The sequence below is a fragment of the Pseudomonas sp. S12(2018) genome (genome assembly GCF_024355235.1).
Classification (GTDB): domain Bacteria; phylum Pseudomonadota; class Gammaproteobacteria; order Pseudomonadales; family Pseudomonadaceae; genus Aquipseudomonas; species Aquipseudomonas palmensis.
Map to the genome: position 1 here is coordinate 86,429 of NZ_QLAD01000012.1, position 26,182 is coordinate 112,610.

28 protein-coding genes are annotated in these 26,182 nt (G+C 65.9%); 13 read left to right on the forward strand and 15 right to left on the reverse strand.

The genetic code is table 11. The features are described from left to right. The first annotated feature begins 79 nt into the window (after positions 1 to 79). Entirely contained in the window at positions 80 to 526 is a 447-nt protein-coding gene (locus DN388_RS23900; protein ID WP_058540700.1) for a MarR family winged helix-turn-helix transcriptional regulator, read from the forward strand. On the opposite strand, the gene DN388_RS23905 is transcribed toward DN388_RS23900, so the two are convergent. Together DN388_RS23905 and mrdA are read right to left on the reverse strand one after the other, a co-directional pair. Further along, positions 515 to 1,585, reverse strand: a complete 1,071-nt coding sequence (locus DN388_RS23905) for a hypothetical protein (RefSeq protein WP_052504211.1) — start codon at positions 1,583 to 1,585, stop codon at positions 515 to 517. The genes DN388_RS23900 and DN388_RS23905 overlap by 12 nt on opposite strands. A 101-nt stretch (positions 1,586 to 1,686) precedes the next feature. Then, the gene (gene mrdA / locus DN388_RS23910; RefSeq protein WP_043860536.1) at positions 1,687 to 3,579 is read right to left on the reverse strand and encodes a penicillin-binding protein 2; all 1,893 of its coding nucleotides are present in this window, start codon (positions 3,577 to 3,579) and stop codon (positions 1,687 to 1,689) included. A gap of 280 nt (positions 3,580 to 3,859) precedes the next feature. Here mrdA and DN388_RS23915 point away from each other — a divergent pair, with 280 nt between their 5' ends. From DN388_RS23915 to DN388_RS23930, 4 genes are all read left to right on the forward strand, one after another. Continuing rightward, on the forward strand, positions 3,860 to 5,080 hold the full coding sequence (locus DN388_RS23915) for a putative DNA modification/repair radical SAM protein (RefSeq protein WP_196932402.1): 1,221 nt from the start codon (positions 3,860 to 3,862) through the stop codon (positions 5,078 to 5,080). After that, positions 5,077 to 5,922 (forward strand): TIGR03915 family putative DNA repair protein, encoded by an 846-nt coding sequence (locus DN388_RS23920; RefSeq protein ID WP_255002452.1) that lies wholly within the window; start codon positions 5,077 to 5,079, stop codon positions 5,920 to 5,922. The genes DN388_RS23915 and DN388_RS23920 overlap by 4 nt, the downstream gene beginning before the upstream one ends. Positions 5,923 to 6,100: 178 nt before the next feature. Beyond that, positions 6,101 to 6,631 carry a glyoxalase superfamily protein gene (locus DN388_RS23925; protein ID WP_100633977.1) on the forward strand — a complete coding sequence of 177 codons (531 nt, stop codon included), beginning with the start codon at positions 6,101 to 6,103 and terminating at the stop codon, positions 6,629 to 6,631. Positions 6,632 to 6,729: 98 nt separating this feature from the next. Beyond that, on the forward strand, positions 6,730 to 7,623 hold the full coding sequence (locus tag DN388_RS23930) for a sterol desaturase family protein (RefSeq protein ID WP_255002454.1): 894 nt from the start codon (positions 6,730 to 6,732) through the stop codon (positions 7,621 to 7,623). Here the strand turns inward: DN388_RS23930 and DN388_RS23935 are convergent. Both DN388_RS23935 and DN388_RS23940 read right to left on the reverse strand, forming a co-directional pair. Continuing rightward, the gene (locus tag DN388_RS23935; protein WP_236171939.1) at positions 7,606 to 8,226 is read right to left on the reverse strand and encodes an AraC family transcriptional regulator; all 621 of its coding nucleotides are present in this window, start codon (positions 8,224 to 8,226) and stop codon (positions 7,606 to 7,608) included. The genes DN388_RS23930 and DN388_RS23935 overlap by 18 nt on opposite strands. A gap of 102 nt (positions 8,227 to 8,328) precedes the next feature. After that, the gene (locus tag DN388_RS23940; protein WP_043860530.1) at positions 8,329 to 8,781 is read right to left on the reverse strand and encodes an Lrp/AsnC family transcriptional regulator; all 453 of its coding nucleotides are present in this window, start codon (positions 8,779 to 8,781) and stop codon (positions 8,329 to 8,331) included. Positions 8,782 to 8,929: 148 nt separating this feature from the next. Between DN388_RS23940 and DN388_RS23945 the strand changes: the two genes are divergently transcribed. After that, positions 8,930 to 9,547 carry a LysE family translocator gene (locus DN388_RS23945; protein ID WP_255002457.1) on the forward strand — a complete coding sequence of 206 codons (618 nt, stop codon included), beginning with the start codon at positions 8,930 to 8,932 and terminating at the stop codon, positions 9,545 to 9,547. 36 nt (positions 9,548 to 9,583) lie between these two features. Continuing rightward, a complete protein-coding gene (locus DN388_RS23950; RefSeq protein ID WP_043860529.1) occupies positions 9,584 to 10,066 on the forward strand; it encodes a MaoC family dehydratase in 483 nt (160 codons plus the stop codon). Between the two features lie 21 nt (positions 10,067 to 10,087). On the opposite strand, the gene DN388_RS23955 is transcribed toward DN388_RS23950, so the two are convergent. Then, a complete protein-coding gene (locus DN388_RS23955; RefSeq protein ID WP_043860528.1) occupies positions 10,088 to 10,585 on the reverse strand; it encodes a hypothetical protein in 498 nt (165 codons plus the stop codon). A 38-nt stretch (positions 10,586 to 10,623) separates the two neighbouring features. After that, positions 10,624 to 11,187: a helix-turn-helix domain-containing protein gene (locus DN388_RS23960; protein WP_054915334.1), complete on the reverse strand. Its 564-nt coding sequence runs from the start codon at positions 11,185 to 11,187 to the stop codon at positions 10,624 to 10,626. Positions 11,188 to 11,310: 123 nt separating this feature from the next. Here DN388_RS23960 and DN388_RS23965 point away from each other — a divergent pair, with 123 nt between their 5' ends. Continuing rightward, entirely contained in the window at positions 11,311 to 12,195 is an 885-nt protein-coding gene (locus DN388_RS23965) for a DMT family transporter (protein WP_088515349.1), read from the forward strand. A 1-nt stretch (position 12,196) separates the two neighbouring features. Here the strand turns inward: DN388_RS23965 and DN388_RS23970 are convergent, their stop codons facing one another. Next, positions 12,197 to 12,994 (reverse strand): helix-turn-helix domain-containing protein, encoded by a 798-nt coding sequence (locus DN388_RS23970; protein ID WP_043860525.1) that lies wholly within the window; start codon positions 12,992 to 12,994, stop codon positions 12,197 to 12,199. Positions 12,995 to 13,099: 105 nt separating this feature from the next. On the opposite strand from DN388_RS23970, the gene DN388_RS23975 reads away from it, so the two are divergent. Next, on the forward strand, positions 13,100 to 13,909 hold the full coding sequence (locus DN388_RS23975; protein WP_255002462.1) for a sulfite exporter TauE/SafE family protein: 810 nt from the start codon (positions 13,100 to 13,102) through the stop codon (positions 13,907 to 13,909). Here the strand turns inward: DN388_RS23975 and DN388_RS23980 are convergent, their stop codons facing one another. Further along, complete coding sequence (locus tag DN388_RS23980; RefSeq protein WP_255002465.1) at positions 13,910 to 15,370, reverse strand: L-lactate permease; 1,461 nt, start codon at positions 15,368 to 15,370, stop codon at positions 13,910 to 13,912. 130 nt (positions 15,371 to 15,500) lie between these two features. On the opposite strand from DN388_RS23980, the gene DN388_RS23985 reads away from it, so the two are divergent. From DN388_RS23985 to DN388_RS23995, 3 genes are all read left to right on the forward strand, one after another. Beyond that, entirely contained in the window at positions 15,501 to 15,983 is a 483-nt protein-coding gene (locus DN388_RS23985) for an Lrp/AsnC family transcriptional regulator (protein ID WP_043860522.1), read from the forward strand. A 138-nt stretch (positions 15,984 to 16,121) separates the two neighbouring features. Beyond that, entirely contained in the window at positions 16,122 to 16,853 is a 732-nt protein-coding gene (locus DN388_RS23990) for a carbon-nitrogen hydrolase family protein (RefSeq protein ID WP_255002469.1), read from the forward strand. A gap of 43 nt (positions 16,854 to 16,896) precedes the next feature. Beyond that, positions 16,897 to 17,547 (forward strand): hypothetical protein, encoded by a 651-nt coding sequence (locus tag DN388_RS23995; protein ID WP_255002472.1) that lies wholly within the window; start codon positions 16,897 to 16,899, stop codon positions 17,545 to 17,547. Between the two features lie 3 nt (positions 17,548 to 17,550). Here DN388_RS23995 and DN388_RS24000 read toward each other — a convergent pair whose 3' ends face one another. Together DN388_RS24000 and DN388_RS24005 are read right to left on the reverse strand one after the other, a co-directional pair. Further along, complete coding sequence (locus DN388_RS24000) at positions 17,551 to 18,597, reverse strand: LLM class oxidoreductase (RefSeq protein WP_255002475.1); 1,047 nt, start codon at positions 18,595 to 18,597, stop codon at positions 17,551 to 17,553. A gap of 22 nt (positions 18,598 to 18,619) precedes the next feature. After that, positions 18,620 to 19,255: a glutathione S-transferase family protein gene (locus DN388_RS24005; RefSeq protein WP_235384162.1), complete on the reverse strand. Its 636-nt coding sequence runs from the start codon at positions 19,253 to 19,255 to the stop codon at positions 18,620 to 18,622. A 129-nt stretch (positions 19,256 to 19,384) separates the two neighbouring features. Here DN388_RS24005 and gcvA point away from each other — a divergent pair, with 129 nt between their 5' ends. After that, positions 19,385 to 20,272 (forward strand): transcriptional regulator GcvA, encoded by an 888-nt coding sequence (gcvA, locus tag DN388_RS24010; RefSeq protein ID WP_104573117.1) that lies wholly within the window; start codon positions 19,385 to 19,387, stop codon positions 20,270 to 20,272. Positions 20,273 to 20,282: 10 nt separating this feature from the next. On the opposite strand, the gene DN388_RS24015 is transcribed toward gcvA, so the two are convergent. The 5 genes from DN388_RS24015 to DN388_RS24035 form a co-directional block, all read right to left on the reverse strand. Then, positions 20,283 to 20,444 carry a DUF2986 domain-containing protein gene (locus tag DN388_RS24015; RefSeq protein ID WP_078480115.1) on the reverse strand — a complete coding sequence of 54 codons (162 nt, stop codon included), beginning with the start codon at positions 20,442 to 20,444 and terminating at the stop codon, positions 20,283 to 20,285. A 1,046-nt stretch (positions 20,445 to 21,490) separates the two neighbouring features. Next, on the reverse strand, positions 21,491 to 23,956 hold the full coding sequence (locus DN388_RS24020) for a TonB-dependent siderophore receptor (protein ID WP_255002481.1): 2,466 nt from the start codon (positions 23,954 to 23,956) through the stop codon (positions 21,491 to 21,493). A 97-nt stretch (positions 23,957 to 24,053) separates the two neighbouring features. Beyond that, complete coding sequence (locus tag DN388_RS24025) at positions 24,054 to 25,034, reverse strand: FecR domain-containing protein (RefSeq protein WP_255002483.1); 981 nt, start codon at positions 25,032 to 25,034, stop codon at positions 24,054 to 24,056. Next, positions 25,031 to 25,546 carry a sigma-70 family RNA polymerase sigma factor gene (locus DN388_RS24030; protein ID WP_255002486.1) on the reverse strand — a complete coding sequence of 172 codons (516 nt, stop codon included), beginning with the start codon at positions 25,544 to 25,546 and terminating at the stop codon, positions 25,031 to 25,033. Before DN388_RS24030 ends, DN388_RS24025 begins: the two co-directional genes overlap by 4 nt. A 165-nt stretch (positions 25,547 to 25,711) precedes the next feature. Further along, positions 25,712 to 26,020 carry a DUF3077 domain-containing protein gene (locus DN388_RS24035; RefSeq protein WP_100634002.1) on the reverse strand — a complete coding sequence of 103 codons (309 nt, stop codon included), beginning with the start codon at positions 26,018 to 26,020 and terminating at the stop codon, positions 25,712 to 25,714. Positions 26,021 to 26,182 lie beyond the last annotated feature (162 nt).

The following is a 26,182-nucleotide window of genomic DNA, read 5'->3' on the forward strand; positions in this document are numbered from 1 at the left end:
AGTAGTTGCATTTGCAATTGATTCTAGGCATGCGCCCCGTATGATTGCAAATGCAATAACTTTGACCCGAGGAACCCTCATGGCTGCACCCACCGCTGACCTCTGGTTCAGCTTCATTCGCGCCCACCGCAACCTGATTCGCGAAATCGAACGCCGCCTGGCCGACCAGGGCCTGCCCGTGTACGCCTGGTATGACGCGCTGTGGGGCATCGAGAGCGGCCCCGATGGCTGCCGGCGCATGCACGAGCTGGCCGATGTGATGGCCATCGAGCGTTACAACCTGACCCGACTGGTCGACCGTCTGGAGGCCGAAGGGCATGTGGTGCGCAAGAAGGTCGCGGGCGACGGGCGCGGCGCCCTGGCGTGCATCACCGACAGCGGCAAGGCGCTGCGCAAGCGCATGTGGGCGGTGTACAAGCAGGCAGTGGACGAGCTGTTTCTGAGCCAGTTCACGCCCGAGCAACAGGCGCTGTTCGCCCAGGCGCTGGAACAGTCGAGCTTCAAGGCCCGGGCGTCATTCGCCTAGGCCAAGCCGGGCCTGTGCGGCGGGTAGCGCCTGGGTGTCGAACAGGCCCTGGCCGGCCAGTGCCTGCAACGCGCTGAAGGTTATCCAGCGCCGATCCAGGCAGTTGCCCGGCGCCAGGCTGTCGGCGCCCAGTGCGGTGAAGGGCGCCGTGACATGCGGGGCAAGCTGGTCGGCGATGTGCTGGGCATAGCCGGTCACGGCGATCACCGGCGTGCTGGCCGACATCAGGCAGTACTGCAGGTAGCTCTTGCGTGGCGCGGCCTCGGGGTGCAGGCGGTTCCAGCGTGCGGCATCGTCGCTGTCACGGGCCAGGCGCGTGTAGCTGGGGCAACTCCACAACTGGCTGGCGATGCCCCAGTGCGTGTCGAGCAGCACCGCGGCGGCGCGTACCTCCCGGAGCATGGCGCCGGCGCCCAGCAGGCGTACCTGGGGGCGGGCAGCGCTGGTGGGCTGCAACGGGTACATGCCCAGGAATGCATCGCTGCAATCGTCGTGTGCCGGTTCATCGGCTGCCGGCGGCTGATCGTGCAGGGTCATGTAGTAGAAGCCGTGGCGCCCCTGTACGTACAGCTCGTCCAGCGCCGCCAGCAGGATGGCCTGGGCCTCGGCAGCGCTGGCGGGGTCGTACGGGCGGCACTGGGCGTTGGCCGACAGCCACAACGGCAGCCACGGGTGCGCGCCCTTGGGCCAGCGCGAGGCGGCCGATTCCAGGTCGTTGAACACGATGCCGCGGTGGCCGATCTGCTCGGCCAGCATCGACACGCGGGCCGAGCTCGGCGACTGGGTGAGGTAGATCAGCGGGCGTTCGCGGCTGGGCGCCTGCTGGCGAAACCAGATGCCCCAGGGGCTGACCACCTCGCTCGCGCTGTCGGCGCGGTCATTGATCACCCACAGGTTGCCCGCCACGGCCGGGTCGTGCTCGATGCGGTGCACGGTCTGCAAAATCTGCAAAAGTGGCGAGTGCGACGCTGCGCCGGTCGACGGCAGGCCGGCCTCGATGCTGCGAATGCAGGCGTGGGCGGCCAGTCGGGCAGGGGGGATGGCAGGCAGTGAATCCACGGGGCAGCTCCATGATCGGTCCTTGGCAGAAGCGCAAGGGATACTGCAATCTGATTGCAAATGCAATCAGATGCTGTCGGCACGATCAGGGTGCTGCGCTTTCAGGTATGGGGCACCGCGGCGGGTGCTGCGTTGCCGGCGTACTGGGGCTTGAGGTGGCCTTGTTCGTCCAGCAGGTAGGCGTCCATGATTTCCCGGACCACCGGCCCGGCCACGCGCCCACCGGCCTCGCCGTTCTCGATCATCACCGCGATGGCGATGCTCGGGTGGTCGGCGGGGGCAAAGCCCACGAACAACGCGTTGTCGCGGTGGCGCTCCAGGGTCTTGTCGCGGTTGTAGCGTTCCCCCTGCTTGATCGCCACCACCTGCGCGGTGCCGCTCTTGCCGGCGATGCGGTACTGCGCCCCGGCAGCGGCGGCGCGGGCGATGCCGCGCGGGGCGTGCATGACCATCTGCATGCCCTGGTTGACCTGGTCCCAGGCGTGGCGGTCATGCAGCACGATGTCGGGCATGGGGTTGGGGTCTACCGGAGGCTCGTCGCCGATGCTCATGGCCAGGTGCGGGCGGTGCCACACGCCCTTGCTGGCCAGCAGGCTGGTGGCCTGCGCCAGTTGCAGCGGGGTGACCTGCATGTAGCCCTGGCCGATGCCCAGGATCAGGGTTTCGCCGGGGTACCAGGCCTGGCGCCGGTTGGCGCGCTTCCAGGCGGGCGAGGGCATCAGGCCGGGTGACTCTTCGAACATGTCCAGCGAGACCTTCTGGCCCAGGCCGAATTCGCTCATGTAGTCGTGCAGGCGCTCGACCCCCAGCTTGTGCGCCAGGTCGTAGAAGTAGGTGTCGTTGGAACGCATGATGGCGCTGTACATGTCCACCCAGCCGTCGCCGCTGCGGTTCCAGTTGCGGTACTTGTGGTCGTAGTTGGGCAGCTCGTAGTAGCCGGGGTCGAATACCCGGCTGGCCGGGGTGATCACGCCGCTGTCGAGGCCGGCGATGGCCACCTCGGGCTTGATCGTCGAGCCCGGGGCGTACAGGCCGCGCAGCACGCGGTTGAACAGTGGCCGGTCGATGGAATCGCGCAGCTCGGCGTACTGCCTGAAGCTGATGCCCTTGACGAACAGGTTGGGGTCGAAGCTGGGGTTGCTGACCATCGCCAGCACCTCGCCGGTGGCCGGGTCCAGCGCCACCACCGAACCACGGCGATCGCCCAGGGCCTTTTCGGCGGCCAGCTGCAGGTGCGCGTCCAGGCTCAGGGTGATGTTCTTGCCGGGCACCGGATCGTGGTGGCGCAGCACGCGCATGATGCGGCCCTGGGCGTTGGTCTCGACCTCTTCGTAGCCCACCTGGCCGTGCAGCTGGGCCTCGTAGAAGTGCTCGATGCCGGTCTTGCCGATGGACTGGGTGCCACGGTATTCGGTGGCATCGAGGGTCTTGGCTTCTTTCTCGTTGATGCGCCCCACGTAGCCCACCGAGTGGGCAAAGTGCGCGCCCATGGGGTATTCACGAATGAACTGCGGCTCCACGTCCAGCCCCGGCAGACGGAACTGGTTGACCGCGATCAGGGCGATCTGCTCTTCGCTCAGGCCGAACATCAGCGTCACCGGCTCGAACGGCTTGCGGCCACGGCGCAGGTCTTTCTCGAAGCCCTGGCGGTCCTCCTCGCCCAGGCCCAGGATCTGCACCAGGCTGTCGAGCACCCTGGGCGTGTCGCCAGCACGCTCGCGGGTCATGGTGAGGTTGAAGCTGGGCTTGTTGTCGGCCAGCACCTCGCCGTTGCGGTCGTAGATCAGCCCGCGCTCGGGGGCGATGGGCAGCACGTGCACGCGGTTGTTCTGCGACACGGCGGCATGGTAGTCGTGCTGCACCACCTGCAGCACGTACAGCCGCCCCACCAGCACCGCCACCAGCACCAGTACCAGCAGCGCACACGCGATCAGCCTGCGGTTGACCAGGTGCGTTTCTTTCTCGTGGTCCTTGAGGGGGATAGGCTGGGGCATTTGCAGGCTCTTGCGGAAAACGGATACACCACCGGCCTGGGAGCAGGCAGTGAACGGGCGCGATGGCGTGAATGAACGGCGATCCTACGCAAGCTGCTGCGGTGCCTCAAGGCCGGTTGTCCGCAGGCGGGCGAGGGTGCGCCGAGGTTCCCCGGTTAGCGGGGCGCAGCGTTCATGAAGATTTTTTCATGAAGGCCGCAGCGGCCCGGTCGACAGGCTGCGCTTGCATGCGTGGCGAACTGCGAATACTGTATGGATAATCAGTATCGAGGTGGACCCCATGCAGCTCATCGCCAAGCTCGGCATCCTGGCCGATGCCGCCAAGTACGACGCCTCGTGCGCCAGCAGCGGCGCCCCCAAGCGCAGCTCGCGCGGTCGCGACGGCCTGGGCGCCACCGATGGCATGGGCATCTGCCACAGCTACACCCCCGACGGGCGCTGCGTGTCGCTGCTCAAGGTGCTGCTGACCAACTTCTGCCTGTACGACTGCCAGTACTGCGTCAACCGCCGCTCCAGCAACGTGCCGCGGGCACGCTTCACGCCTGAGGAGGTGGTGCGCCTGACCCTGGATTTCTACCGGCGCAACTGCATCAGCGGGCTGTTCCTCAGCTCGGGCATCATCCGCTCTGCCGACTACACCATGGAACAGTTGATTCGCGTGGCGCAGCTGCTGCGCGAAGAGCACAACTTTCGCGGCTACATCCACCTCAAGACCATCCCCGACGCCGACCCGCTGCTGATCGAGCAGGCCGGGCGGCTGGCCGACCGCCTCAGCGTGAACATCGAGCTGCCCACCGAAGCCAGCCTGCAGCGCCTGGCGCCGGAGAAGCAGGTGCGTACCATTCGCCAGGCCATGGGCACCATCCACCACGGCCAGCAGGCGGTGGCCGGTGAAGTCAACGCACCGCGCTTCACCCCTGCCGGGCAGAGCACCCAGATGATCGTGGGCGCCGATGCCACCGACGACCACACCATCCTGGGCAATGCCGAATCGCTGTACCACGGCTATGGCCTGCGGCGTGTGTACTACTCGGCGTTCAGCCCGATCCCCGACAGCCCCACCAGCGTACCCCTGGCCGCGCCGCCGCTGCTGCGCGAGCACCGCCTGTACCAGGCGGACTTTCTCATGCGCGGCTATGGCTACAAGGCCGGCGAACTGCTGGGCGGCGCGGGCAACCTGGCGCTGGACATCGACCCCAAGCTGGCCTGGGCCCTGGCCAACCGCGAGGTGTTTCCGCTGGATGTGAACCGTGCCGAGCCGGCGCTGCTGGCGCGCATTCCCGGCATCGGGCTGCGCAGCGTGCAACGCCTGGTGGCGCTGCGCCGTGAACGGCGCATTCGCTATGACGACCTGATCCAGCTGCGCTGCGTGCTGGACAAGGCGCGCCCGTTCATCGTCACCAGCGACTACCGCCCGCCCCAGTCGGAAACCCGCAGCGGCCTGCTGCGCGAACGCCTGCGCGAGCCGCAGGCACCGGTGCAGATGGGGTTGTGGGGATGATCGCGCTGGACTGCGACGAGCACTTCGACACCTGGCGCGACCAGGCCCGCGTGCTGCTGGGCCACGGCATCGACCCCACCGAGGTGGTGTGGGCGCACGGCCCGGTGCACGATCTGCTGGCGGTGCCGGCGGTATTGCCGCAGGGCCCCGGGCCGTTTCGCACACGGGTGCCGGCCGCCTTGCTGGATCAACTTGAGCAGGCCGCCCGCTACCGTGGCGAGCAGCGCTGGAACCTGCTGTATGAAGTGCTGTGGCGCGTGGCCCATGGCGACCGCACCGCCATGCTGGCGGGCGACCGGCTGGGCAGCGAGCTGCAGCGGCGCATCAAGCAGGTCAGCCGCGAGGCCCATCACCTGCATGCCTTCGTGCGCTTCGTGCCATTGCCGGCGGCACTGGCCGAGCAACTGCAACTGGACCTGGTGGCCTTCCATGAACCGGCCCACGACATTCTGCAAAGCGCCAGCGGCCACTTTGCCGACCGGCTAGGCCGCCAGCGCTGGCTGATCGCCACGCCACGCGATGGCATCCGCTTCGATGGCAGCACCCTGGACTACCGACGGCACTGCCCCGAGCAATGGCGCCAGTGGGCCTGCCAGGCCGACGACCCTGGCGCCGAGCTGTGGCGCACCTATTACCGGCACACCTTCAACCCTGCACGGGTCAACCCCGATGCCATGCGCCAGCACATGCCGGGGCGCTTCTGGCGTCATCTGCCCGAAGGCCCGCTGATCGCGCGGCTGGTGGGCCAGGCGCGCCAGGGCAAGCAGCGCGACGGCCAGGCGCAGGAGGTGGGGCAGCAGGGCGGCAAGCGCATCGGGCGCGGGGATTCGCCAACGCGCTGAGGGCCGCCTTTCCATATGCCACCCTGGCTGTGTATGATCGGCGCGGGCCGATGCTGCCCGCCGCTCGCTCCCGTTGGGAAAGGTGAAAGCATTGCAGTTACCCCTGACGCGATCATTCTCTTGAACGTCGAGGCCTGGCAACGCGAGCCCCACACTGCCTCGTCACCAGGAGCACATGATGATCTCGATCGAACAGGCCAAACAGATGGCCAAGCGTCTGCGTACCGCCCTGCAGGCGCAGAACCCGCCGCTGACCCACTCCGGCGCACTGGAGCTGGTGGCGCAGCAGTTGGGCTACAAGGACTGGAACACCGCCTCGGCCCTGCTTGCCCCCGCCACCCCTGCAAGCGAAGTGAGCTTCGACAAGCCTATCCCCATCCTGCGCATGTTCGACGAAGCCAAGGCGCGCGAGTTCTACCTCGACTTCCTGGGCTTCAGCGTGGAGTTCGAACACCGCTTCGAAGCCGACCTACCGCTGTACCTGGGCATCGTACGCAATGGGCTGCAACTGCACCTGTCCGAGCACCACGGCGACGCGAGCCCTGGCTCGACGGTGTTCATCCCCATGCACAACATCGAGCAATTGCGCGACGAGCTGCTTGCCAAGCGCTACGGCTATGGCCGCCCGGACATCGTCGAGCAGGGCTGGGGCAAGGTGCTTGAGGTGTACGACCCGTTCGGCAATCGCATTCGCTTCTGCCAGGGCTGACCGGCCTTTCCCCCCAGGCTGAAGATGCGCCGTTTGTTCAAGCGGAGCAGGCTGCGGCTACACGAAACTCCAGGCTCTGACCTGCCTGGAGTTTCACGATGCGAACCCTGTACGCCCCTGTATTTTTCCTTGGATTCATCGGCTCGGCCGTGTGGCTGCTGGACGAGGGCGCAAGCCTTGGCTGGTTGCCGGTTCTGCTGTTGCTGGCGATTGGCGTGTCGATGCTGTGCGAGCGGCTGTGGCCCTATCGCGAGCGTTGGAATGTAAGCCAGGGCGATGGCACCCGGGACGTGATTCACGCGGGGGTGAACGAGGCGCTCAACGCGGCCGGCATTGCCGCCATCCCCCTGATTGCCCTGGTGCTGCCCGATACCGGCCTGTGGCCGAGCGACTGGCCGCTGGCGCTGCAGCTGTTGCTGGCGTTGCCGGTGGCAGACCTGGGCATCACCCTGGTGCATTACGCCAGCCACCGCCTGCCGTTGCTGTGGCGCCTGCACGCCGTGCATCACAGCGTGACCCGAATGTACGGCTTCAACGGGCTGATGAAGCACCCGCTGCACCAGATGCTCGAAGCGCTGGGCGGCACCTTGCCCTTGCTGCTGTGCGGGTTGCCGCTGGATGTGGCGGCCTTGCTGGCGTTCAGCATATCCATCCAGCTGCTGTTGCAGCACAGCAACGTCGACATGCGCATCGGCTGGCTGCGCCATGTGTTTGCCTGGGCGCCGGTGCACCGGCTGCATCACCTCAAGTACGGCACCACGGGGGATGTGAACTTCGCGCTGTTCTTCAGCGTTTGGGACCGCCTGCTGGGTACCGCCTTGCACCTGCCGCACTATCACCTGGCGGACGACGACCTGGGTATCGGCGACTTTCCGGACTACCCGGTGGGCTACGGCGCGCAGTTGCGCCACCCCTTTCGCCGCGACCAGCCCGAGCATCCACCTGCCGTACTGCCCGATGCCCTGAGCCGTGCGCTAGTCCAGCAGCCTTAGGCGCAGGTGGCGCAGGGTACGGTCGGCACGGATGCCGAACTGCTGGCGCACGCTGCGTGACAGGTGGGCCGAGTCGGCAAAGCCTGCGCAGGTGGCTGCCTCGGTCAGGCTGCTACCGCCCAGTGCCAGCTGCAAGGCCACGCGCAGGCGTTGCCACAACACCAGGCGGCGCACCGACAGCCCCAGTTGACCGCTGAACAGGCGCTCCAGCTGGCTGAGCGACAGCGCCGCCTCACTGGCCAGCTGCGCGGCGGGCAGGGTGTTTTCATCCAGTGCACGCACCCGTTGCAAGGCGGTGGCCAGGCGCGGATGCAAAGGGCGCCGGGGCAGGGCGCGCAAGCGTTGGTTCAGGCCCTCCAGGTCTGCGCCGGCGTCTTCGCAGAGCTGGCGCAGCACCGGCAGTTCGAAAGCCAATGGCTCGGCAAACAGCGTGATCGCCGGTTGCTCGCTGAGAATCGCATGCGGCTGGCCGGAGGCAATGAGCAGCAGCGGCCCGCACTCGACCTGGCCCTGGATCGACGCCCGCACCGGGGCAGCGCAGGCGATCAGCACCTGGTGGGCATAGTGGGCGTGGGCCTGGGTTTGCCCGACCTGCCCGGCCACCAGGCAGTAGTCGGTGGCCAGCCACAGGTCGCCTTGCCAGGGTTCGTTGGGTGCGCGGTGGATAGTGGTGCTCCTGGGTGAGGCTGAAGGCGGGCGGCGAGGTTACAACGGCAAGGGCCGGTCCTGCACCACGCGCTTCATCACCAGGGTGGAGGTGAGCCGCTGCACGTTGGGCAGCGACGACAGGCTTTCATCATAGAGCCGCTGGAAGGCCGGCAGGTCCTGGGTGATCACGTGCAGCAGGTAGTCCGGCTCGCCGAACAGGCGCTGCGCATCCACCACCTGTGGCAACGCCACCAGCGCGTTCTCGAACGCCTCGACCGCCGTGCGATCGCCCTCGCGAAGGGTGACGAAGACCATGGCGGAAAAGGTCAGGCCCAGGGCAATGGGGTCCAGTTTCGCCCGATATCCCAGCAGCACCCCCGATTCTTCCAAGGCACGCACCCGCCGGTGGCAGGGGGAGAGGCTCAACCCCACCCGCTCGGCCAGTTCGGTGATCGAAAGGCGCCCGTCTTTTTGCAGTTCGGCAAGAATGTTCCGGTCGATGCGGTCCATCTGGAAGGATCTTCCCCTATTGGCCTATGTCGCGATTATCTTCGAAAGAAAATTCTAGCAAGATTTCATTATTGTTCCCTGCACCAATTTGCTTGTGGAGCAGGACGATGCAGCCAACCGTGTACACATCCCTGACGTGGGTAGCGCCATGACCCTGAGTGTTTTCGTGGCGTTCTGGGCGGTGTCGATGTTGTTCATCATCACGCCGGGTGCGGACTGGGCCTATGCGATATCGGCCGGGCTGAAGGGGCGGGTGGTATTGCCCGCCGTGGCCGGGCTGTTGTCGGGGCATCTGATCGCGACACTGATCGTCGCCGCCGGGGTGGGCACGCTGGTGGCGGGGCATCCGTTTGCGCTGTTGGTGCTGACGGTGGCCGGGGCCGGGTACCTGCTATGGTTGGGCATCGGCATGCTGCGGCACCCGACTGTGCCCCAGGCGGACCAGGTGCAGGTAGCCGGTGCGTGGCAGCGCTGGGCGGTGAAGGGCCTGTGTGTGAGCGGCCTGAACCCCAAGGTGTTCCTGCTGTTTCTGGCATTGCTGCCACAGTTCACCGACGCCACGGCGCCGTGGCCGGTACCGCTGCAGATCGTGGCGCTGGGGCTGGTGCATGCGCTCAGCTGCGGGGTGATCTACCTGCTGGTGGGCTTTGGTTCGCAGGCCGTGCTGGGCGCGCGGCCTGCGGCGGCGCTGTGGGTCAGCCGGGTGTCGGGGGCGGCGATGGTCATCATCGCGCTGGTGCTGCTGGGCGGGCAGCTACCCAGGTAGGCAGAATGTACGCGGCAATCGAACAGGGGGAGTGCCATGAAGAGCTTGAGAGCACGGGCCGTACAGGGCCTGGAGGTGGGGGCGCAACTGAGCGTGAGCCGGTGCTTCACCGATGAGGACATCCGCTGCTTTGCGCAGCTTTCGCGGGACTACAACCCCGTGCACTACGATGCCGCCTCGGCCGAACTGCGCAGGTTCAGGTCGATCATTTCCCATGGCCTGCTGACGGCCAGCCTGGTGACCGAGATCGGCGGGCAGATCGGCTGGCTGGCGACCAGCATGAGCTTCGAGTTCAAGCGGCCGGTGTATGCCGGCGATGCAATCACCTGCCACTGGCTGATCGTGGACAAGGACGAGCGCGGGCATGCGCGGGCGCAGTTGAGCATCGTCAACGCGCAGGGCGAAACCGTGCTGGAAGGCATGACCACCGGGGTGTTGCCGAACGCAGCGGCGCGTGAACGCATGGCGCAGCTGTTGGCCGAGGGCGACCCCGGCAACCTGGCTGCGGCAGGTGCCTAAGGCGCCGGCACGCGGCAGGGTTCAATTGCGAAAGTACAGCTCGTCCAGCTGGCGCCGACGGATCGCCACATACTGCTCCCACACCTTGGGGAACTCCGCCTCGCGGATGAACGGGAAGGTGAGGTACACGAATCGCCCCTTCACCTGAATGTACTGGCGTGCACGCTGGAAGGCCGGCTGCTCGGTCAATGCGATGCTCTCGTCGTAGCCGTCGTGGTAGTGACGAATATCCACCCGGTGCGGGGCAAGCATGCCGCGGGCAAAGTCGATCACCCAGCCGGTGCCCACCGAGGTGCTCAGGTAACCGTAGACGCCATCCTCCGACAGCTGCAGGCACGCCTTGGCCTGCGTGCCGTCGTCATCGTTCACCAGCACGATCTGGTCGTTGAAGTACTGGATGGATTGCCCCTGCGGCCCGTGCAGCACCAGGTTCCAGCCTTCGGCATCCATGCGGAACTCGCCCTGGTTGGCAAACTCGGCGATCCATCCGTTTGACAGCTCGATTCTGTGGTTGGTCATGGGGGTGGGGGTCCTGAGGGATAGGGCAGGCAGTTGCTTCAGCTGTGCTCGATCAGCATGACAGCAACGGTATCGGGCTCCAAGGCTTCGAACACATGGGGCTGGTTGGCCGGGTAGCGCAGGTAGTCGCCGGCATGCAACAGCACCGGTGCACTGGCCGGGCCTGCGCTGGCGGCCCCCTGGCACACGAATACATGCTCGAAAGTGCCCGCCGGGTGCGCCTGGGAATGGTGCGGCTGCCCGGGCTGGGCATGCACGCGGTACAGGTCCCGGCGTATGCCGGGCGGGCAGTCGGCGAGCAGGGTCGCCGCGTAGTCGGCGTCGTCGGCCTTGAGCGCCGCACCTTCGCCTGCGCGAATCACCGTGACCGTCTGCGCCGGCTGCTCGAAGAACCGCGTGACCTGAATGCCCAATGCCGTGGCCAGCGCCCACAGGGTCTCGATGCTGGGGTTGCCAAGGCCGGACTCCAGCTGCGACAGCGTGGATTTGGCCACGCCGGCGCGGCGCGCCAGATCGCTGACGGACATCCCCGACTGCAAGCGCTCGCGCCTGATGGCCTGGGCAAGAATCATGATCGGCGCATCGTTCGATATAATGGTCATTTGTTCGTTATGGGTTGACTGGGAGAGAGGGCGGCGGACATTATGGCACCCACTTGTTCGTTTTGATGGATTTTGTTCGATGACACAGCCTTCTGTTTTTGCCTCGACGGGACACCGCGCGCCATGAATGCACGTTCACGCGGCACCCTCGAAATGGTCACCGCCATGTGCATTTCTGGCACTGTCGGCTGGTTCGTGGTGCAGTCGGGCCAGTCGCCTTCGTCGATGGTGTTCTGGCGCTGCCTGTTCGGCGCCGCCGTGATGGCCCTGGCGTGCTGGGCGTTGGGGGTGTTTGGCACGCTGCGCCCGACGCGCGCGCAGTGGGGGTGGATGCTGCTGGGTGGCGTTGCGCTGGCCTGCAACTGGCTGCTGCTGTTCAGCGCCTACAGCCAGGCCTCCATCGCGGTGGCCACGGTGGTCTACCACACGCAACCCTTCATGCTGGTGGGGCTGGGCGTGCTGCTGTTCGGCGAGCGAATTTCGGCCAGTGGTGCTGGCTGGTTGGGCCTGGCGTTTGTCGGCATGCTGCTGATTGTGACGGCCAAGACGGGGGCGGCCGGGGAAAACTACCTGATGGGTGTGATGCTCGCGCTGGCGTCGGCCTTGCTGTACGCGATTGCGGCGATCATCGCCAAGCGCCTGCAGGGCGTGCCGCCGCACCTGATCGTGCTGGTGCAGCTGCTGGTGGGCGCGGCCATGCTCTGGCCCTGGGCGCAGGTGCCGGACATGACCGCGCAGCCCCAGGCCTGGGCCTACCTGCTGACCATTGGCGCGGTGCATACCGGGCTGATGTCGACCCTGCTGTACGGCGCCATCCAGAAACTGCCCACGGCGCTGATCGGCGCCCTGTCGTTTCTGTACCCGGCGGTGGCCATCCTGGTCGACTGGCTGGCCTTCGATCACCCCCTCAGCGCGCTGCAGGCAGCCGGGGCGCTGGCCATATTGCTGGCGGCGGCCGGCATGAACCTGGGCTGGCGCCTGGGCTCAAAGCCGGCCCTGAATACCTGAGTTAGACCACCGCGTGCCCTGGGCCGCACTGGTCGAGCGTGGCCAGGTAAACACTGGGCGGGGCGCCCAATTGACGATGGAACATGCTGGAAAAGGCGCTGGGGCTGTCGTAGCCCAGCTCCAGCGCGACCCGTGTGACCGAGGCGCCGGCCGCCAGGCGGGTGACGGCAGCCATCAGGCAGGCCTGCTGGCGCCAGGTGCCGAATGAAAGCCCGGTTTGCTGGCGGAACAGGCGGCTGAAGGTTCTTGCACTGCAATGCAGGGCACTTGCCCAGGACTCGGCGCTGGTGTCGATGCGGGGTTGGCGCAGGAAGTTGCGACATAGTTCGGCCAGCCGCGGGTCGTTTGGCAAGGGTGCGAACAGCGCCAGGCTCGGCGCGCTGCGCAGCTCGTGCAGTACCAACTGAATCAGATGCCCGTCGCGACCGTGTGTTTCATACAGTGCGGGTACGTGCGCCGTGGCCAGCAACAGGTGGTGGAGCAGGGGCGAGACCACCAGGGCCTGGCACTGCGAGGTATCACGCACCGGCTGCGCCGGCTCTATGTACAGGCTGCGGGTGCTCACCCCGCGCATCAGCACCTGGTGCGGCTTGCCGGCGGGTATCCACACCCCGCTACCGGGCGGAATCACCCAGCTGCCGTCCTGGGTTTGGACCTCCATCAGGCCACTCATGCCATACAGAAACTGTGCGCGCCGATGCACATGGGTGGGCAGCAGTGTGTCGGGCGGGTAGTCGGTACCGATGGCGAGCACCGGGCGGGCGACGGCGTCGACGCTGGCGAGCGGAATATTGAGCATGTGAAGCACCTTGGCCGGAACGCGAGGATTATTGGCCAATTCGCGAGGGCTGGCCACATGTCTGGCCGTTAACGTGTGGCTTCCCCCTTGTGTTGGAAGCGATGCATGTTCTGGTTTCTGCTGTGTGCGTTCGGTGTGGTAGCTGGTGTGACGACTGTGCTGTTCGGCTTTGGTGGCGGCTTTGTGGCGGTGCCGCTGCTGTTCACCCTTATCAGTGTGAGCCATGCGCCGGGGTCGGCCATCGGCGAGGCCGCGATGCATATCGCCGTGGCCACCTCCACGGCGGCGATGATCTTCGGCGCAGGCCTTTCGACCTTGCGCCATGCCCGTGCGCGCACCTTGCAGTGGCCGGTGGTGCGGCCGTTGCTGGGTTACGTTGCGCTGGGTGCAGTGCTGGGCGCATGGGCCGCCACGCAGGTGCAAGGGGCGTGGATACGCTGGCTGTTCATCGGCTACCTTGGCCTGACCATTCTTGATGCCGTGTTGCGCCCGGGGTTTACCGTGAGCACAAGCGATGGCATGCGCCCGCTGGGCCGTCGAGCCAGCGCCGTGATCGGTGTCGGCATGGGCGCCGTGGCGGCTTTTCTGGGAGTCGGCGGCAGCGTGATGAGCGTGCCGCTGATTCGCAGGCGTGGGGCGAGCATGGCCGTGGCGACGGCGTCGGCCAACCCGCTGTCGCTGCCGATGGCGATTGCCGGTACTGCCGCCTACGCCGTGCTTGCGTGGCGCACCGAAGTGCTGGGGCCCTGGTTTGCCGGCTATATCGACGTGCGTGCCCTGGCCGTGCTGGTGCTGGGCTCGTGGTGCGGCATTCGCCTGGCCGCGCCGTGGATCGGGCGCATGCCCGACGCGCTGCATGTGAAGTGCTACCTGGCCCTGCTGGGGGTGGTGCTGGTGGTGATGGTGGTTGCCTGACTAGCCCAGCCAGACGCTCAGCAACACCGCAGCCAGCGCGACCAGTGCCGTGTTGAGGCACACCAGCGCAAAGCCGAAGCGCACCAGTTCGCCTTCTTCACTGGTGCTGGTTCTGGCCAGGCCCAGGATCAGCATCACGATCGACAGCGAGCCCAGCGCCGCATGCCCCGCCGCGCTGTTCTGCACCGCCGCGAGCAACAGGCGGCCGTGTTCGGGCAGCATGGCGATGGCGGGCATGAAGATCGCATTGCCGCCCACGTTCGAGCCGGTCATGTAGCCGGACAACCCGCCCAGCAGGGCGACCAGCAACGAGGCGGCGGCCGGTGCCAGGCCGGTCAGCAGCTGCATCAGGACCGCCAGAAAGCCGGCCTTGACCATCAACTGCGACATGGCGAGAAAAAAGAAGATCGTCAACAGGGGCCGCTTCGCCCGGGCCAGCAGTGCGGTGCCGATGCGGGTGCCCGGCACCGGCAGGGACGGTGCGCTTCGCGCGTGAAACCCCAGGCCCACCAGCACCAGGATCAGTGCCACGCCCGGCGAGGCAAGCGGCTTCCAGGTGACCTGCGCGCCCTGGACGACCCACAGGTTCTGCCAGCCGGTGATGGCCCACAGCGCCTTGAGCGCGACGATGCTGGTGATCAGCACCAGGTAAGGCCACGCCTGGCGCGGCCATTGTCGCGCCCTGCGTGTGCCGCCGTGGTTGTGCAGGCGCCACAGCCCGTTGGCCAGTACGGCGGCTGCGCTCACCAGGCCCGCCGCCACGCCGGCTACCTCCGGCCCCAACCCGCGGCTGCTGCTGTAGAGCACCCCCACGAATACCAGCCAGCCAGCGCCCAGCACCGTCCATTCGCGCAAGGTGCGAACCTCGGCCAGGTACAGTGCCATCGCCCCGAGCGCGAGAAACACCGGTGCGCTGGTCAGTGCCGAGGTGGCTGCCAGCGCCGCAGCGTCCAGATGGGCCAGGGAAGCGCCGATCACCGATGCCAGGCCCAGCGTCCCCCACGGCATGATCGCCATGCCGGCCAACGCGATACGCAGCGCCACCCGGCGGTCGAACAGGCTGAGCAGCAGCGGCACGGTGGCGATCAACGACACGCCAAAGCCGGTCATGGCTTCGAGCAACGGGGCCAGCCCGAGCACGATGAACACCACCTGGTCGCCGCGCCCGAGCCCGAGCGAGCGTACCCACTGGCTGAATGCCAGGTTCACGCCCAGGCGCTCGATGAAGATCACGAAGGCCAGCCCCGGTACGATCACGAACGCGGTGCTGGCAAACAGCACGGCAGTGTCCTGGGCGGCCGCCACCAGGCTGCCCAGGCGCCACGTATCGGCAGCACCGACCAGCCACAGCACCATTACCAGCAGCGTACCGGCGATGGCGGCGTGCGCGGGTGGGCGGCGCAGTACCACCAGCATGGCCGTGACCAGCAGCACGGGCGACAGATGAAACAGTGCGAGCATGCGAGCAATATCCTGTGTGAGTCCCGACCAGGGCTGCGGCTGCAGGCTGGGGCTCGATAATATTTCTCGCTGTCAGATAAAGGGGCGCGGATTTCTGGTAGTTTTCGAGAAAATTTCTCGCAGGGTTTCCATGGCCATTCACGATGTAGCGGCTGAGCCGCTGGACAAGTTCGACCGCGCCATTCTTGACCTGGTGCAGCGCGACAACACCGTGCCGCTGCGGTTGGTGGCCGAGCAGGTCAACCTGTCCACGGCGGCGGTGCAGCGGCGCATCAAGCGCATGGAGGAGCGGGGCGTCATCACCGCCAATGTCGCCGTCGTCGACCCTACTGCGGTGGGTCGGCCGATCACCATCATCGTGGAGGTGATGGCCGAGCGCACCAGCCTCGATGCGCTGGAGGCCATGAAGGCGCACTTTGCGGTGCCTGAAGTGCAGCAGTGCTACTACGTCACTGGCGAGGTGGATTTCGTGCTGGTGCTGACCGTGGCCAGCATGCAGGAGTACCAGGCGTTGGCGCGGCGGTTGTTTGCCGAGAACGCCAATGTCACCTGGTTCAAGACCATTGTGGCGCTGGACCGGGTGAAGGTCGGGTTGCAGGTGCCCAGCCTGTAGGAGCGGGCCTTGCCCCGCGATCTGGCGCGCAGCGCCAGCAGAACCTGCGACGCGATCAGCCTGATACACCGCACACTTTCCAAGGTAACGATGTTGGTGCAGCATAGGCCCGCGTCGACAAAGGGACATGAGACTCGAATGAAGCTGATCGCTGCGCAAATCTCGGCCACCCCGGGGGATGTCGAAAAGAACCTCGCCCAACACATCGACGCTATCCACGCCGCCGCAAGCCAGGGAGCCGATGCGGTGGTCTTCCCCGAACTTTCGCTGACCGGCTACGAACCCGAACTGGCCGGTGGCCTGGCGATGGCGCCCACCGACAGCCGCCTCGATGCGTTCCAGGCCTTGAGCGATCGCTACACCCTGCTCATCGCCGTGGGTGCGCCAACCCAGGGGAGGGAGGGCACCCAGATCAGCATGATCGCCTTCCAGCCAGGGCTGCCACGTGCGGTGTATTCCAAGCAGCTTCTGCACGCCGATGAACTGCCTTTTTTCACGCCCGGTACCCAGCAGCAGGTGTTCCGCCAGGGCGGGCATGTTCTGGTGCCCGCGATCTGCTATGAATCCTTGCAGCCCGCCCATGCAGCCCAGGCCGCCGCGGCAGGTGCCCAGGTGTACCTGGCCAGCGTGGCCAAGTCGCAGAAGGGCGTGGACCTGGCCTGCAACCATTACCCGGCAATGGCCCGCAAGCATGGCATGACCGTGATCATGGCCAACTGCGTAGGCCCCGCCGACAACTTCATCGGTGCAGGCCAGTCCGCGGTCTGGAACCCGCATGGCAAGCGCGTCTGCACTGCCGACGCCACCCGGCAAGCCCTGGTCGCATATGACACACGCACGGGAGAAGCGGGCACTGTCAGCCTGGCTTGAATCACCATCGCCACCCCAATTCGTCGACCTTCGGAAAGCACTCATGCCCGCCTTGATTCCCCTTGACCCCGCAACACTCCCGGACATCGCCACGCTGCGCCAGCGCGCCAAGGCCCTGGCCATGCTCGATGCCATCGTCTCGCCCGAATGGGAATACCGCTATTTCAGCTACAACGCGAGCTGGTTCGACGGTGAGGAAATGGCGTCGATGCGCAATGGCTCGGGCGATGAATGGTTTGTGCACTTCGGGCCGTTCGGCGCGGCCATCAAGGGGATTGCGCATGAATCCCCGTTAGCCGGCGACAGCCGTCTCGTCGAGGCCGTACAGCAACAAGTGCCGCCGGCCTTTGCCGCCTTTCTCAACGAAGCGGCCTTCAGCATGGACTGGCTGAGCTACTGCTACTGGAGAAGCCCTGACGACGCGGCCTGGCAGAAGGTGGCAGCGCCGAACGTCACAACGGACAACCTCGACGATGGCTCGGTGGAGTTTCTGGCGCTGCTGATCGAACCGGCCAGTGGCTACGTGGAGTTTGCCCAGTGGTACTACGAACAGGCCGTGCCATTGGCGGCGGTGCAGCAACTCTACGACCACACCCCGTTGACCGCCGACCTGGTGGCCGCGCTCAACCCGCAACTGGACTTTGCCGAGGCGGTGGCCTCGGCTGTCGAAACGGGCTACCCCTGCGCCAGATAAGTGCTACCACCCCTGGGCCAGCGGCGCTGGCCCTTGCAAGGTGGGAAACAGCGGCAACACTTCCTCGGCCAATTCCTGAATGACCTCGTCAACCGGCCGCCGGGCCATCTGAATGCCCAGCGCCGCATGATTGACGCCCGCTGCCTTCCATTCGCCAAGCAACGCGATCAGCCCGTTGCGCCCGGTCTTGAGCACATACCCACCTTGCAACGGCGTGCGCGGGAAGTCGGGGTCTTCGTCCAGGTCGATCCACTCGTTGGTCATGTGCGGGCGAAACCCGCCGTTGGGGATCTGCGAGCGCCACGCCCGAACCTTTTCTGCCAGGCGAAGCGGGCCCTGCGCCGTGTGGGTGGCGTCCGGGTAGGTCAGCCAGCCATCGGCCTGCTCACCCAGCCACTGCAGGGATTGACGCGACGACCCCGTCACGATCAGCGGAATGCGCCCGGTGACCGGTTGTGGCAGTAGCTGCGTGCCGTTCGTCTGGCCCAGCGGCGAGCGGATGGTCGCAGGGCCCTGCGCCAGCAATTGCCGAAAGTAGTCCACGCTGTGGGCAAAGCGCTCACCGCGCTGGTCATGGGCCAGGCCGTAGGCCGGGAACTCCACGGCCCTGTCCCCCGACGCGATGCCCATCACCAACCGGCCGCCCGACAGGCGATCGAGGCTGGCGGCAGACTTGGCCAGGTCGATGGGGTGGCGCAAGGTGAAGATGGCGCTGCCGGTGACCAGCGCGATGTGCCGGGTATGGGCGGCCAGGTAGCCCAGGTACACGAAGGGGTCGAACACCTGGCCGGCATCGCCGAAGGCCGGGTCGAACAAGGGCACGTCGCGCACCCATACGGCAGCAAAGCCCAGGCGCTCGATCTCGCTCACATGCTGCGCCTGGGCGTGAAGCACCACCATGTCGCCCTGGTAGAAGCGCAGTGGCAGAAAGATGCCCAGTGTCAGGTGATCGGCGGCGAACATGCGCCGGTAGCCGGGGTGGTGGGCGAAGGCTTCGGCGTTCGCGCCGCAGGTGACGGCGGGTGCAGTGGGGTGGGTCATGGTGTTCATGCCTGTTCCTTGGTGTCGGGGTTCATGGGCCGGTGGCAGGGGCGGGCAGGCGAATGCCGCGTTGTACCGCAGGGCGCTGCTCTACCTGCGCGTACCATTGGCTCAACCAGGGCTGCTGGCTGAAGTCGAAGCCCACCAGCTGCGCGATATGCAGCCAGGCGAAGGTGGCTATGTCTGCAATCGAATAGGTGGCGCCACCCAGCCACGGCTGGTTTGCCAGATGCTGATCGAGGGTGACGAAGGTGGCTTCGGTGAGGGTCCTGTAACGCTGGATGGCGGCAGGGTTGGGCACGCTGTCGAAGCATTCGAAGTGCACGCGCTGGCCCAGCAACGGCCCCATGCTGGCGCTGTGAAACATCAGCCAGGTGATGCATGCCCAGCGCTCGGGAGCGTCGTGGCCAAGCAACTGGCCGCTCTTGTCCGCCAGGTACAGCAGGATGGCGGCGGACTCGAACAGGGTGATGCCCGTGGCGCGGTCGATCAGCACCGGAATGCGACCGTGCGGGTTGAGCGCAAGAAACTCGGGCCGCTGGTGCTCGCCCTCATCGATGCGCACATGGCGCAGGCTGTAGGGCAGGCCCATTTCTTCCAGGGCGATGGTGATCTTGAAGCCGTTTGGCGAACTGTCGGTGTAGAGAATCAGGTCAGGATCGGACACAGGGCACATACCTCAGGCAGACTAATGCTTGTTGCGTGGTGTGGGTGCCATGCTAGTAAGTGATTGCCTGGGACAAAAACGATTAGTCCTGCGCTTTGACGTTAGATTTTCTAAACCAAGGAATACGCCATGGGCGCCGTTCTACCCTTGCTGGCGCTGCGCGCCTTTACCGAAGCTGCACGGCTGGGCAGCCTCAAGGCGGCGGCCGAGCACATGGGCGTCACCCCCGGCGCCATCAGCCAGCAGATCCGCCAGCTGGAAGACCGCCTGGGCGTCACGCTGCTGGTGCGGGGGCGGCATGGGGTGCAGCTCAGCGATGCCGGCGCACGTCTTTTCCCCGGGTTGTCGCGGGGCTTTGGGCAGATCGAGAACGCGCTACTCGAACTTGAGTCGTTCACCCACGAGCAAACGCTTACCATCAGCACCGTGCCGTCGTTCGCGTCCACCTGGCTGGTGCCGCGCCTGGGTGACTTCAGTGCCCGGCATCCTGACATCGAAGTGCGGGTGGAGGCGTCGGCAAGGCTGGTGGATTTCCAGCGCGAGCGCATCGACATTGCGCTGCGCCATGGCCTGGGCCAGTACCCGGGGCTGGAGTCGATCCCGCTGATGGCGCCGGTGCTGCTACCGGTGGCCAGCCCTCGGCTGCTGGCCGAGGGGCCGCCGATCAACAGCCCGCAGGATTGCCTGAACTACCCGTTGCTGCACGACACCGAGCGAGCGGATTGGCCGCTGTGGCTGCAAGCGCATGGCGTGGAGGCTGACAGCCGTAGCCAGCGCGGTGCCAGTTACGATGAAGACCTGTTGCTGCTGCGCGCGGCGGCGAGCGGGCAGGGCATCGCCCTGGTGCAGGACAATCATGCCCAGGAAGATCTGCACAACGGCAGGCTGGTGGTGGCGCTGGACAGGCCGTGGCCGTCGCGATTTGCGTACTACCTGGTAACGCGCAAAGAGGCCTTGAAGCGGGCGCAGGTGCAGGCGTTCATCGAGTGGATAACGCAGCAGGCGGGCGCTGCGTGACAGGTGTGGCTCAGCCTTCGGCGGCGGGGGTCGGGGTTTCGGCGGCTTCGGCAGCCAGCTTCAGTCGGTCGGCCTTGCAGATGTATTTGGGTTTGCTTTTGGGGGCCAGCTTGGCGCTGGCCTTCTTGGCGTTGGCCTTGAGTATCTGCTTGATCTTCTTTTGGCGGTTCATGGTTCTGCTGGGCCTGTAGATGCTTGAAAGCGGTGCGATGGCGGGGAGGTTGCAGGTGTTCTGCAGAGCCTTGCCGGTACTGCCGGTTGGGGCGAGTTTACTAAAGGTTGCGCTGCAAGCGTGAGCGTTGTGCGTGGGGGGCTTTGAGGGCGCGTTCGCAGGCTTTGTTGGCGCTGCGCGGCAGATCGCGGGGCAAGGCCCGCTCCTACGGCCTGGCGGCCAGAGGCGGAGTCTGCCCGCAGGGCGTAGGAGCCGGCGTTGCCGGCGAACGAGCGCGAAGCGGTCGCAACGCCTGAGTTCGCGGTGTATCAGGCAGACCGCGTGTGCAGGTTCTACTGGCGCTACGCACCAGATCGCGGTCAAGGCCCGCTCCCACGGCCTGGCGGCCAGAGGCAGCGTCTGCCCGCAGGCGTAGGAGCCGGCGTTGCCGGCGAACGAGCGCGAAGCGGTCGCAACGCCTGAGTACGCGGTGTATCAGGCAAACTGCATGTGCAGGTTTTGCTGGCGCTGCGCGCCAGATCGCGGGTCAAGCCCGCTCCCACGGCCTGGCGGCCAGAAGCGGAGTCTGCCCGCAGGCCGTAGGAGCCGGCGTTGCCGGCGAACGAGCGCAAAGCGGTCGCAACGCCTGAGTGCACGGTGTGTCAGGCGACCCGCATGTGCAGGTTTTGCTGGCGCTGCGCGCCAGATCGCGGATCAAGCCCGCTCCCACGGCCTGGCGGCCAGAGGCGGAGTCTGCCCGCAGGGCGTAGGAGCCGGCGTTGCCGGCGAACGAGCGCGAAGCGGTCGTAAAGCCTGAATGCACGGTGTATCAGGCAAACCGCATGTGCAGGTTTTACTGGCGCTGCGCGCCAGATCGCGGGTCAAGCCCGCTCCCACGGCCTGGCGGCCCGAAACAGATCATCGAGCCATGCATAATCCGCTTCTGCCCGCAGGGCGTGGGAGCGGGCTTGACCCGCGAATCGAGCGCGAAGCGGTCGCAGCGCCTGAATGCACGGTGCATCAGTCAATCTGCATATGCCGGCAATCACGCTGACCCCGGCGCATCATCAGAAGCTGTACTTCGCCGTAACCATCAAGTTGCGCGGGTCGCCAAACACGTCATATGGGCTCCACGTGGAGTTGCTGGCGATGCCCTGGTAGTACTTCTTGTCGAACACGTTGTTGATGTTCAACTGCGTATCCAGATGCTTGTTGACCTGGTAACCCGCCATCAACCCGACCAGCGCATACGCCTCCTGCTCGACATGGTAGTTGCCGAACACATTGCTGCCCTTGTTGAAGGTCGCGCTCTGGCTATAGAGGTTGGCCCCCACACGCCACTGCTTCAGATCACCCTGCAACTGGTACGTGGTACTGGCCTTGAACATATGACGCGGCAGGTCGGTGTCGAACAGCCGGCCTTCCTTGGCCTTGTCGGCATCCTTCTCGTACTTGGCCTGGGCGAACGTATAGCCGGCGCCCACTTGCCAGTTGGGCGTCAGCGCACCATTGATCTCGAACTCGATGCCCTGGCTGCGCACCTTGCCAGCCGCTTCATAGCACCCGTAGCTACCCACCGGGATGACCTTGCACAGGCTTGCATCCGCCACCTCGGCAGCGCGGTTGAGCTGGTCGATCTGGAACAGCGAAGCACTGGCATTCAGCGCGCCGCCAAAATACTCACCCTTGATACCTACTTCGTAGTTTTCACCGGTAATAGGCTCGATGCCTTTGCCTTGGCCGTCCTTCTCGGTCTGCGGCTGAAAGATATCGGTGTAGCTGGCATACACCGAATGGTTGTCGTCCAGGTCATAGATAACCCCGGCATAACGGGTGACGTTGCGCACCACCTTGGTCTTGCCCGAGGTGTAGTACTGATCGTTGATCTGGTCATAGATGGCCGTGGCGTCGTACCAGTCCAGGCGCGCACCGAGTATCACCTTCAGCGGGTCGGCCAGGTTCCAGCGCGTGGTGAGGTAGAGGCCTTCCTGATCGACCTTGTCGTCGATGGAGTAGATGTCCGGCACGTTCGGTCTGGCAAGGCCACCCGGGTTGAAGCGGTTGATGTCCGGCACATCGACGAACACCGTGCCGCCGGTGGCTTCGGTCTTGAGCTGGCGCTTGCTGGCGCCGACCACCAGTTCATGCTCGCGCCCCAGCAGTGTGAACGGGCCTGTGGCATAGACATCGTAGGTGGACTGATCGAAGTCGCGGTTCTGGTTGAAGATGCGCTGGCGGTAGGTGGCGTCGTTGTTGCGCTCCAGCACGCCGCCCATCATCTTGAATTCGGACCAGTTTTTCGACGCGCCCAGGTGAAGGCGCCAGTCGTTGTCGAAGCGCTGGTCGAGCTCGACGAACACCGTCTTGTTCTCGACGTCCTGGTGCGACCAGCTGTAGCCGAAGGTCTTGGAGCGAGAAAAGCCCATGTGGCTGCCATCGGGGTTCACCGGCAGGCCGCCCCAGTTGATGTTGTTATTGTCGTTCTGGTCGGACGCCCCCACGGTCAGGGTGGTGCTGTCGGTGAGGTCGAACTCGCTGATGCCGTAGAACACCCCGCGCTCGCGCCCGGCGTAATCCTGATAGCTGCCCTTGTCGTTGTACGCGCCGACGATGCGGCCACGCACGCTGGCGCTGTCGTTCAGCGGGCCGGACACATCCAGCTCGCTGCGGTAGTTGTCCCAGCTGCCGGCGCTGCCGGTCACGCTGGCCTGGAACGCCTGGGTAGGGCGCTTGCGCACCATGTTGATGGCGGCCGACGGGTTGCCGGCCCCTTGCATCATGCCGGTGGCGCCGCGCACCACTTCGACGCGGTCATAGGGGGCCAGGTCGGCGGTGGCCACCCAGTCGGCGTTGTAGGTGGTGGGTAGGCCGTCGAACATCAGGTTGGTGATGGGGAAGCCGCGGGCGAAGAACTCGCTGTTGGCCGGGCGCGCGGCCGACAGGCGCAGCCCGGGCGTGGCCTGCACCACGTCGTCGAGGCTGCGCATGCCCTGGTCGTCCATGCGCTGGCGGGTAATCACCGTGACCGACTGCGGTGTTTCGCGCAGCGACAGCGGCAGCTTGGTGGCGGTCTGCATGGCGCCGGTGGTGTACGAACCGCTGTGCTCGGTGGTCGAGCCCAGGCCCAGGCCGCTGATGGTGGTGGCGCCCAGTTCCAGGGCATCTGCGCTTTGGCTACGGGCAATCAGCAGGTAATTGCCGCTGGCGGTGCGGGTAACCGTGAGGCCGCTGCCGGCCAGCAGGCGTTCGAGGCCATCCTGCACGGCATAGTCCCCACGCAGTGCCGGGGCGCGCTTGCCCTGCACCAGCGCCGGGTCGAACGGCAGGCTGATGCCGGCCACCTGGGCAAAGCTGTTGAGCGACTCTTCCAGCGGGCCGGCCGCCAGCTCGTAGTGGTGGCTGCTTGCCTCGGCGGCCTGCGCGGCCGCACTGGCCAGCGACACGCTGGTGGCACCGGCCAGCAACATACTGCGCAGGGTCAGTGCCAGCACGCTGCGCTGCAAAGGCCGGGTGGGGATAAAAGCAGAAGACATGGACGGCGTGCTCCTTTCGAATGACGAGGTGTATTGCCTGTCTGTCGAAGAGGGCGGCAAAACCCGTAAAAGTTTTTGAGATTTCTTCTCATCAGCCTTACCGGGCGACGATACGGGTCCATAACGGGGTAAAGCGTTCCACCCGCACCGGCAGCGAATCGCTCAGGGCGCTGAGGGCCTGGTCGATGTCATCGAGCTGGAACACGCCCGACACCTCCAGGTGCGCGATGGCCGGGTCGCAGCGCAGCCAGCCGTGGCGATAGCGCGCCAGTTCTGCGGTCAGCTCGCGCAGTTGCATGCGCTTGGCCACCAGTTGCCCGCGCGCCCAGGCGCTGGCATTGAGGGGGCTGGTTTCGACCCGCTGGCTGCCGTTTGCATCGATCAGGTATTGCTCCCCGGCGGCAACCATCACCGGCTGGCCCTTGCCCTGAATCGCCACCACCCCATCCTCGACCCGCAACCGCGTGCCGCTGGCTTCATCACGCACCGCAAAGGCCGTACCGATGGCCTGCAACTGTGTATGCCGCGTGCTGACCCAGAAGCTGCGACGCCCGCCCGCCGTGGCGGCGTCCTTGCCGGTGTCGATAAAGATTTCGCCGCGCCGCAGCACGATCAACCGGCGCTGGGCGGTGAACTGCACGTCCACTGCACTGGCTGTGTTCAGTTGCAGGCGGGTGCCGTCATCCAGCAAAAACTGACGGCGCTCGCCCACCTCGGTGGCGTAGTCCGCGCCCCAGGGCACCAGCGCGCTGTCACGCATCGACCAGCCGGTAACGCCGCTGGCCAGCAGCCCCACGCCCAGCAGCTTGAGCGCCTGGCGCCGGCTGTGACGACCGCCTTGCAGGCGTTGCAGGGTGTCCCGCGCCACCGAGCCGGGCAGTGCGGCCAGGCCCTGGAAGGTGGCATCGCTTTTCTGCAGCGCTTGCCAGGCCACCTCATGCAGCGCGTGCGCCTGACGCCAGCGTTGGCAGGCTTCCAGCAGTTGCGGGTTGGCGCCGTCGGACTCGATGCGCACCAGCCAGCCGATGGCCTGGTCTAGCACGTTGTCGGGCAGTTCGGGCAATGGCGGGCGGCTCATCGCTGGGCCAGGTAGCAATGGCGAATGGCGCTGGCCATGTACTTCTCCACCGAACTCAGGCTTACCGCCAGGCGCTCGGCGATCTCCTTGTAGCTCAGGCCCTCCAGGCGCGACAGCAGAAAGGCCATGCGCACCTTGGGCGGCAGGCCGTTGAGCAGGGCGTCCACACGGGCCAGGGTTTCCAGCAGTATCAGCTGCGACTCGGGCGACGGCACCTCGGCTTCGGGCAGGTGTGCGATGGCCTCCAGATACGCCCGCTCGACCCGCTGGCGGCGCACGCGATCCACCAGCAGCCCGTGGGCCACGGTGCTCAACCAGGCACGCGGCTGACGCAACTGCTGCAGCTGCTCCGGCTTGCCGAGGATGTGCACGAAGATGTCCTGGGCCAGGTCCGCCGCGTGGTCGCCGTGGCGCATGCGCTTGCGCAACCAGCCCAGCAACCAGGCGTGATGGTTGATGTACAGCGCACGAACATCGGCGTGAGGGGTGGGGGAAGTGGATGGCGACGACACGGAAAACCTCAGCATGATAGCCAGGTGCATTTGAGAATTTGTCGCATCCTAGTGCCAGTGGGCCGTGGACAGCAAGGGGAGAGTGCGTGATGTTGGGGGGCAGGTGGGGTTTTGGTGGGCGGAGCGAGCTCGGTAGGCCGCGTGTGCGGCCCGTGTGTTGCGTCGTTACTCGGGTGTCGCGTTTGCTTCCATGCCGTCCAGCACGGTGTCGATCAGTACGGTGCTCATTTCCAGCGATTGCTGTGCGGCGATCAGCAGCGTCTTGAACTGCTCGTCGGCACGTTCGCAGGCTTGGGCGGTGGTGTCCTTGGCGCATTGGATCTGGAGCGACAGGTGAACCAGGGCGTCTTCCAGCTCGATGCCTTCGCAGACGGAAAACAGGGGCGGGTGATTGCCGTTGCAACAGCCGAAGGCGGTGTAGATACGTTTGCGGGGTTGAGTAGTAAGCGGGGGATTGGAGACGGTTTTGACCATTGTGCAGCTCCCTTTTTGAGTGGAACCGCCATCTGATGTTCAGGTGGCGCAGTAGCGCCTTTTGCATTAGCGGGCCGCGACGCCCGGTCGCTGAATTGACAGCGACGTCGCAAGATTAGCGGGGTTGGGGTGGGGATTCAAGGCGTTCTACAGCGGTATGCG

What these genes read in the sequence shown, in the direction of transcription:
- DN388_RS23960 (WP_054915334.1), bottom strand. Translation starts at nt 11,187, where the DNA reads ATGACCATTATATCGAACGATGCGCCGATCATGATTCTTGCCCAGGCC.
- DN388_RS23990 (WP_255002469.1), top strand. Translation starts at nt 16,122, where the DNA reads ATGAAGCTGATCGCTGCGCAAATCTCGGCCACCCCGGGGGATGTCGAA.
- gcvA (WP_104573117.1), top strand. Translation starts at nt 19,385, where the DNA reads ATGGGCGCCGTTCTACCCTTGCTGGCGCTGCGCGCCTTTACCGAAGCT.
- DN388_RS23980 (WP_255002465.1), bottom strand. Translation starts at nt 15,370, where the DNA reads ATGCTCGCACTGTTTCATCTGTCGCCCGTGCTGCTGGTCACGGCCATG.
- DN388_RS23900 (WP_058540700.1), top strand. Translation starts at nt 80, where the DNA reads ATGGCTGCACCCACCGCTGACCTCTGGTTCAGCTTCATTCGCGCCCAC.
- DN388_RS23955 (WP_043860528.1), bottom strand. Translation starts at nt 10,585, where the DNA reads ATGACCAACCACAGAATCGAGCTGTCAAACGGATGGATCGCCGAGTTT.
- DN388_RS23930 (WP_255002454.1), top strand. Translation starts at nt 6,730, where the DNA reads ATGCGAACCCTGTACGCCCCTGTATTTTTCCTTGGATTCATCGGCTCG.
- DN388_RS24025 (WP_255002483.1), bottom strand. Translation starts at nt 25,034, where the DNA reads ATGAGCCGCCCGCCATTGCCCGAACTGCCCGACAACGTGCTAGACCAG.
- DN388_RS23985 (WP_043860522.1), top strand. Translation starts at nt 15,501, where the DNA reads ATGGCCATTCACGATGTAGCGGCTGAGCCGCTGGACAAGTTCGACCGC.
- DN388_RS24015 (WP_078480115.1), bottom strand. Translation starts at nt 20,444, where the DNA reads ATGAACCGCCAAAAGAAGATCAAGCAGATACTCAAGGCCAACGCCAAG.
- DN388_RS23995 (WP_255002472.1), top strand. Translation starts at nt 16,897, where the DNA reads ATGCCCGCCTTGATTCCCCTTGACCCCGCAACACTCCCGGACATCGCC.
- DN388_RS23940 (WP_043860530.1), bottom strand. Translation starts at nt 8,781, where the DNA reads ATGGACCGCATCGACCGGAACATTCTTGCCGAACTGCAAAAAGACGGG.
- DN388_RS23965 (WP_088515349.1), top strand. Translation starts at nt 11,311, where the DNA reads ATGAATGCACGTTCACGCGGCACCCTCGAAATGGTCACCGCCATGTGC.
- DN388_RS23915 (WP_196932402.1), top strand. Translation starts at nt 3,860, where the DNA reads ATGCAGCTCATCGCCAAGCTCGGCATCCTGGCCGATGCCGCCAAGTAC.
- DN388_RS24020 (WP_255002481.1), bottom strand. Translation starts at nt 23,956, where the DNA reads ATGTCTTCTGCTTTTATCCCCACCCGGCCTTTGCAGCGCAGCGTGCTG.
- mrdA (WP_043860536.1), bottom strand. Translation starts at nt 3,579, where the DNA reads ATGCCCCAGCCTATCCCCCTCAAGGACCACGAGAAAGAAACGCACCTG.
- DN388_RS23975 (WP_255002462.1), top strand. Translation starts at nt 13,100, where the DNA reads ATGTTCTGGTTTCTGCTGTGTGCGTTCGGTGTGGTAGCTGGTGTGACG.
- DN388_RS23925 (WP_100633977.1), top strand. Translation starts at nt 6,101, where the DNA reads ATGATCTCGATCGAACAGGCCAAACAGATGGCCAAGCGTCTGCGTACC.
- DN388_RS23950 (WP_043860529.1), top strand. Translation starts at nt 9,584, where the DNA reads ATGAAGAGCTTGAGAGCACGGGCCGTACAGGGCCTGGAGGTGGGGGCG.
- DN388_RS23920 (WP_255002452.1), top strand. Translation starts at nt 5,077, where the DNA reads ATGATCGCGCTGGACTGCGACGAGCACTTCGACACCTGGCGCGACCAG.
- DN388_RS24035 (WP_100634002.1), bottom strand. Translation starts at nt 26,020, where the DNA reads ATGGTCAAAACCGTCTCCAATCCCCCGCTTACTACTCAACCCCGCAAA.
- DN388_RS23945 (WP_255002457.1), top strand. Translation starts at nt 8,930, where the DNA reads ATGACCCTGAGTGTTTTCGTGGCGTTCTGGGCGGTGTCGATGTTGTTC.
- DN388_RS23970 (WP_043860525.1), bottom strand. Translation starts at nt 12,994, where the DNA reads ATGCTCAATATTCCGCTCGCCAGCGTCGACGCCGTCGCCCGCCCGGTG.
- DN388_RS24000 (WP_255002475.1), bottom strand. Translation starts at nt 18,597, where the DNA reads ATGAACACCATGACCCACCCCACTGCACCCGCCGTCACCTGCGGCGCG.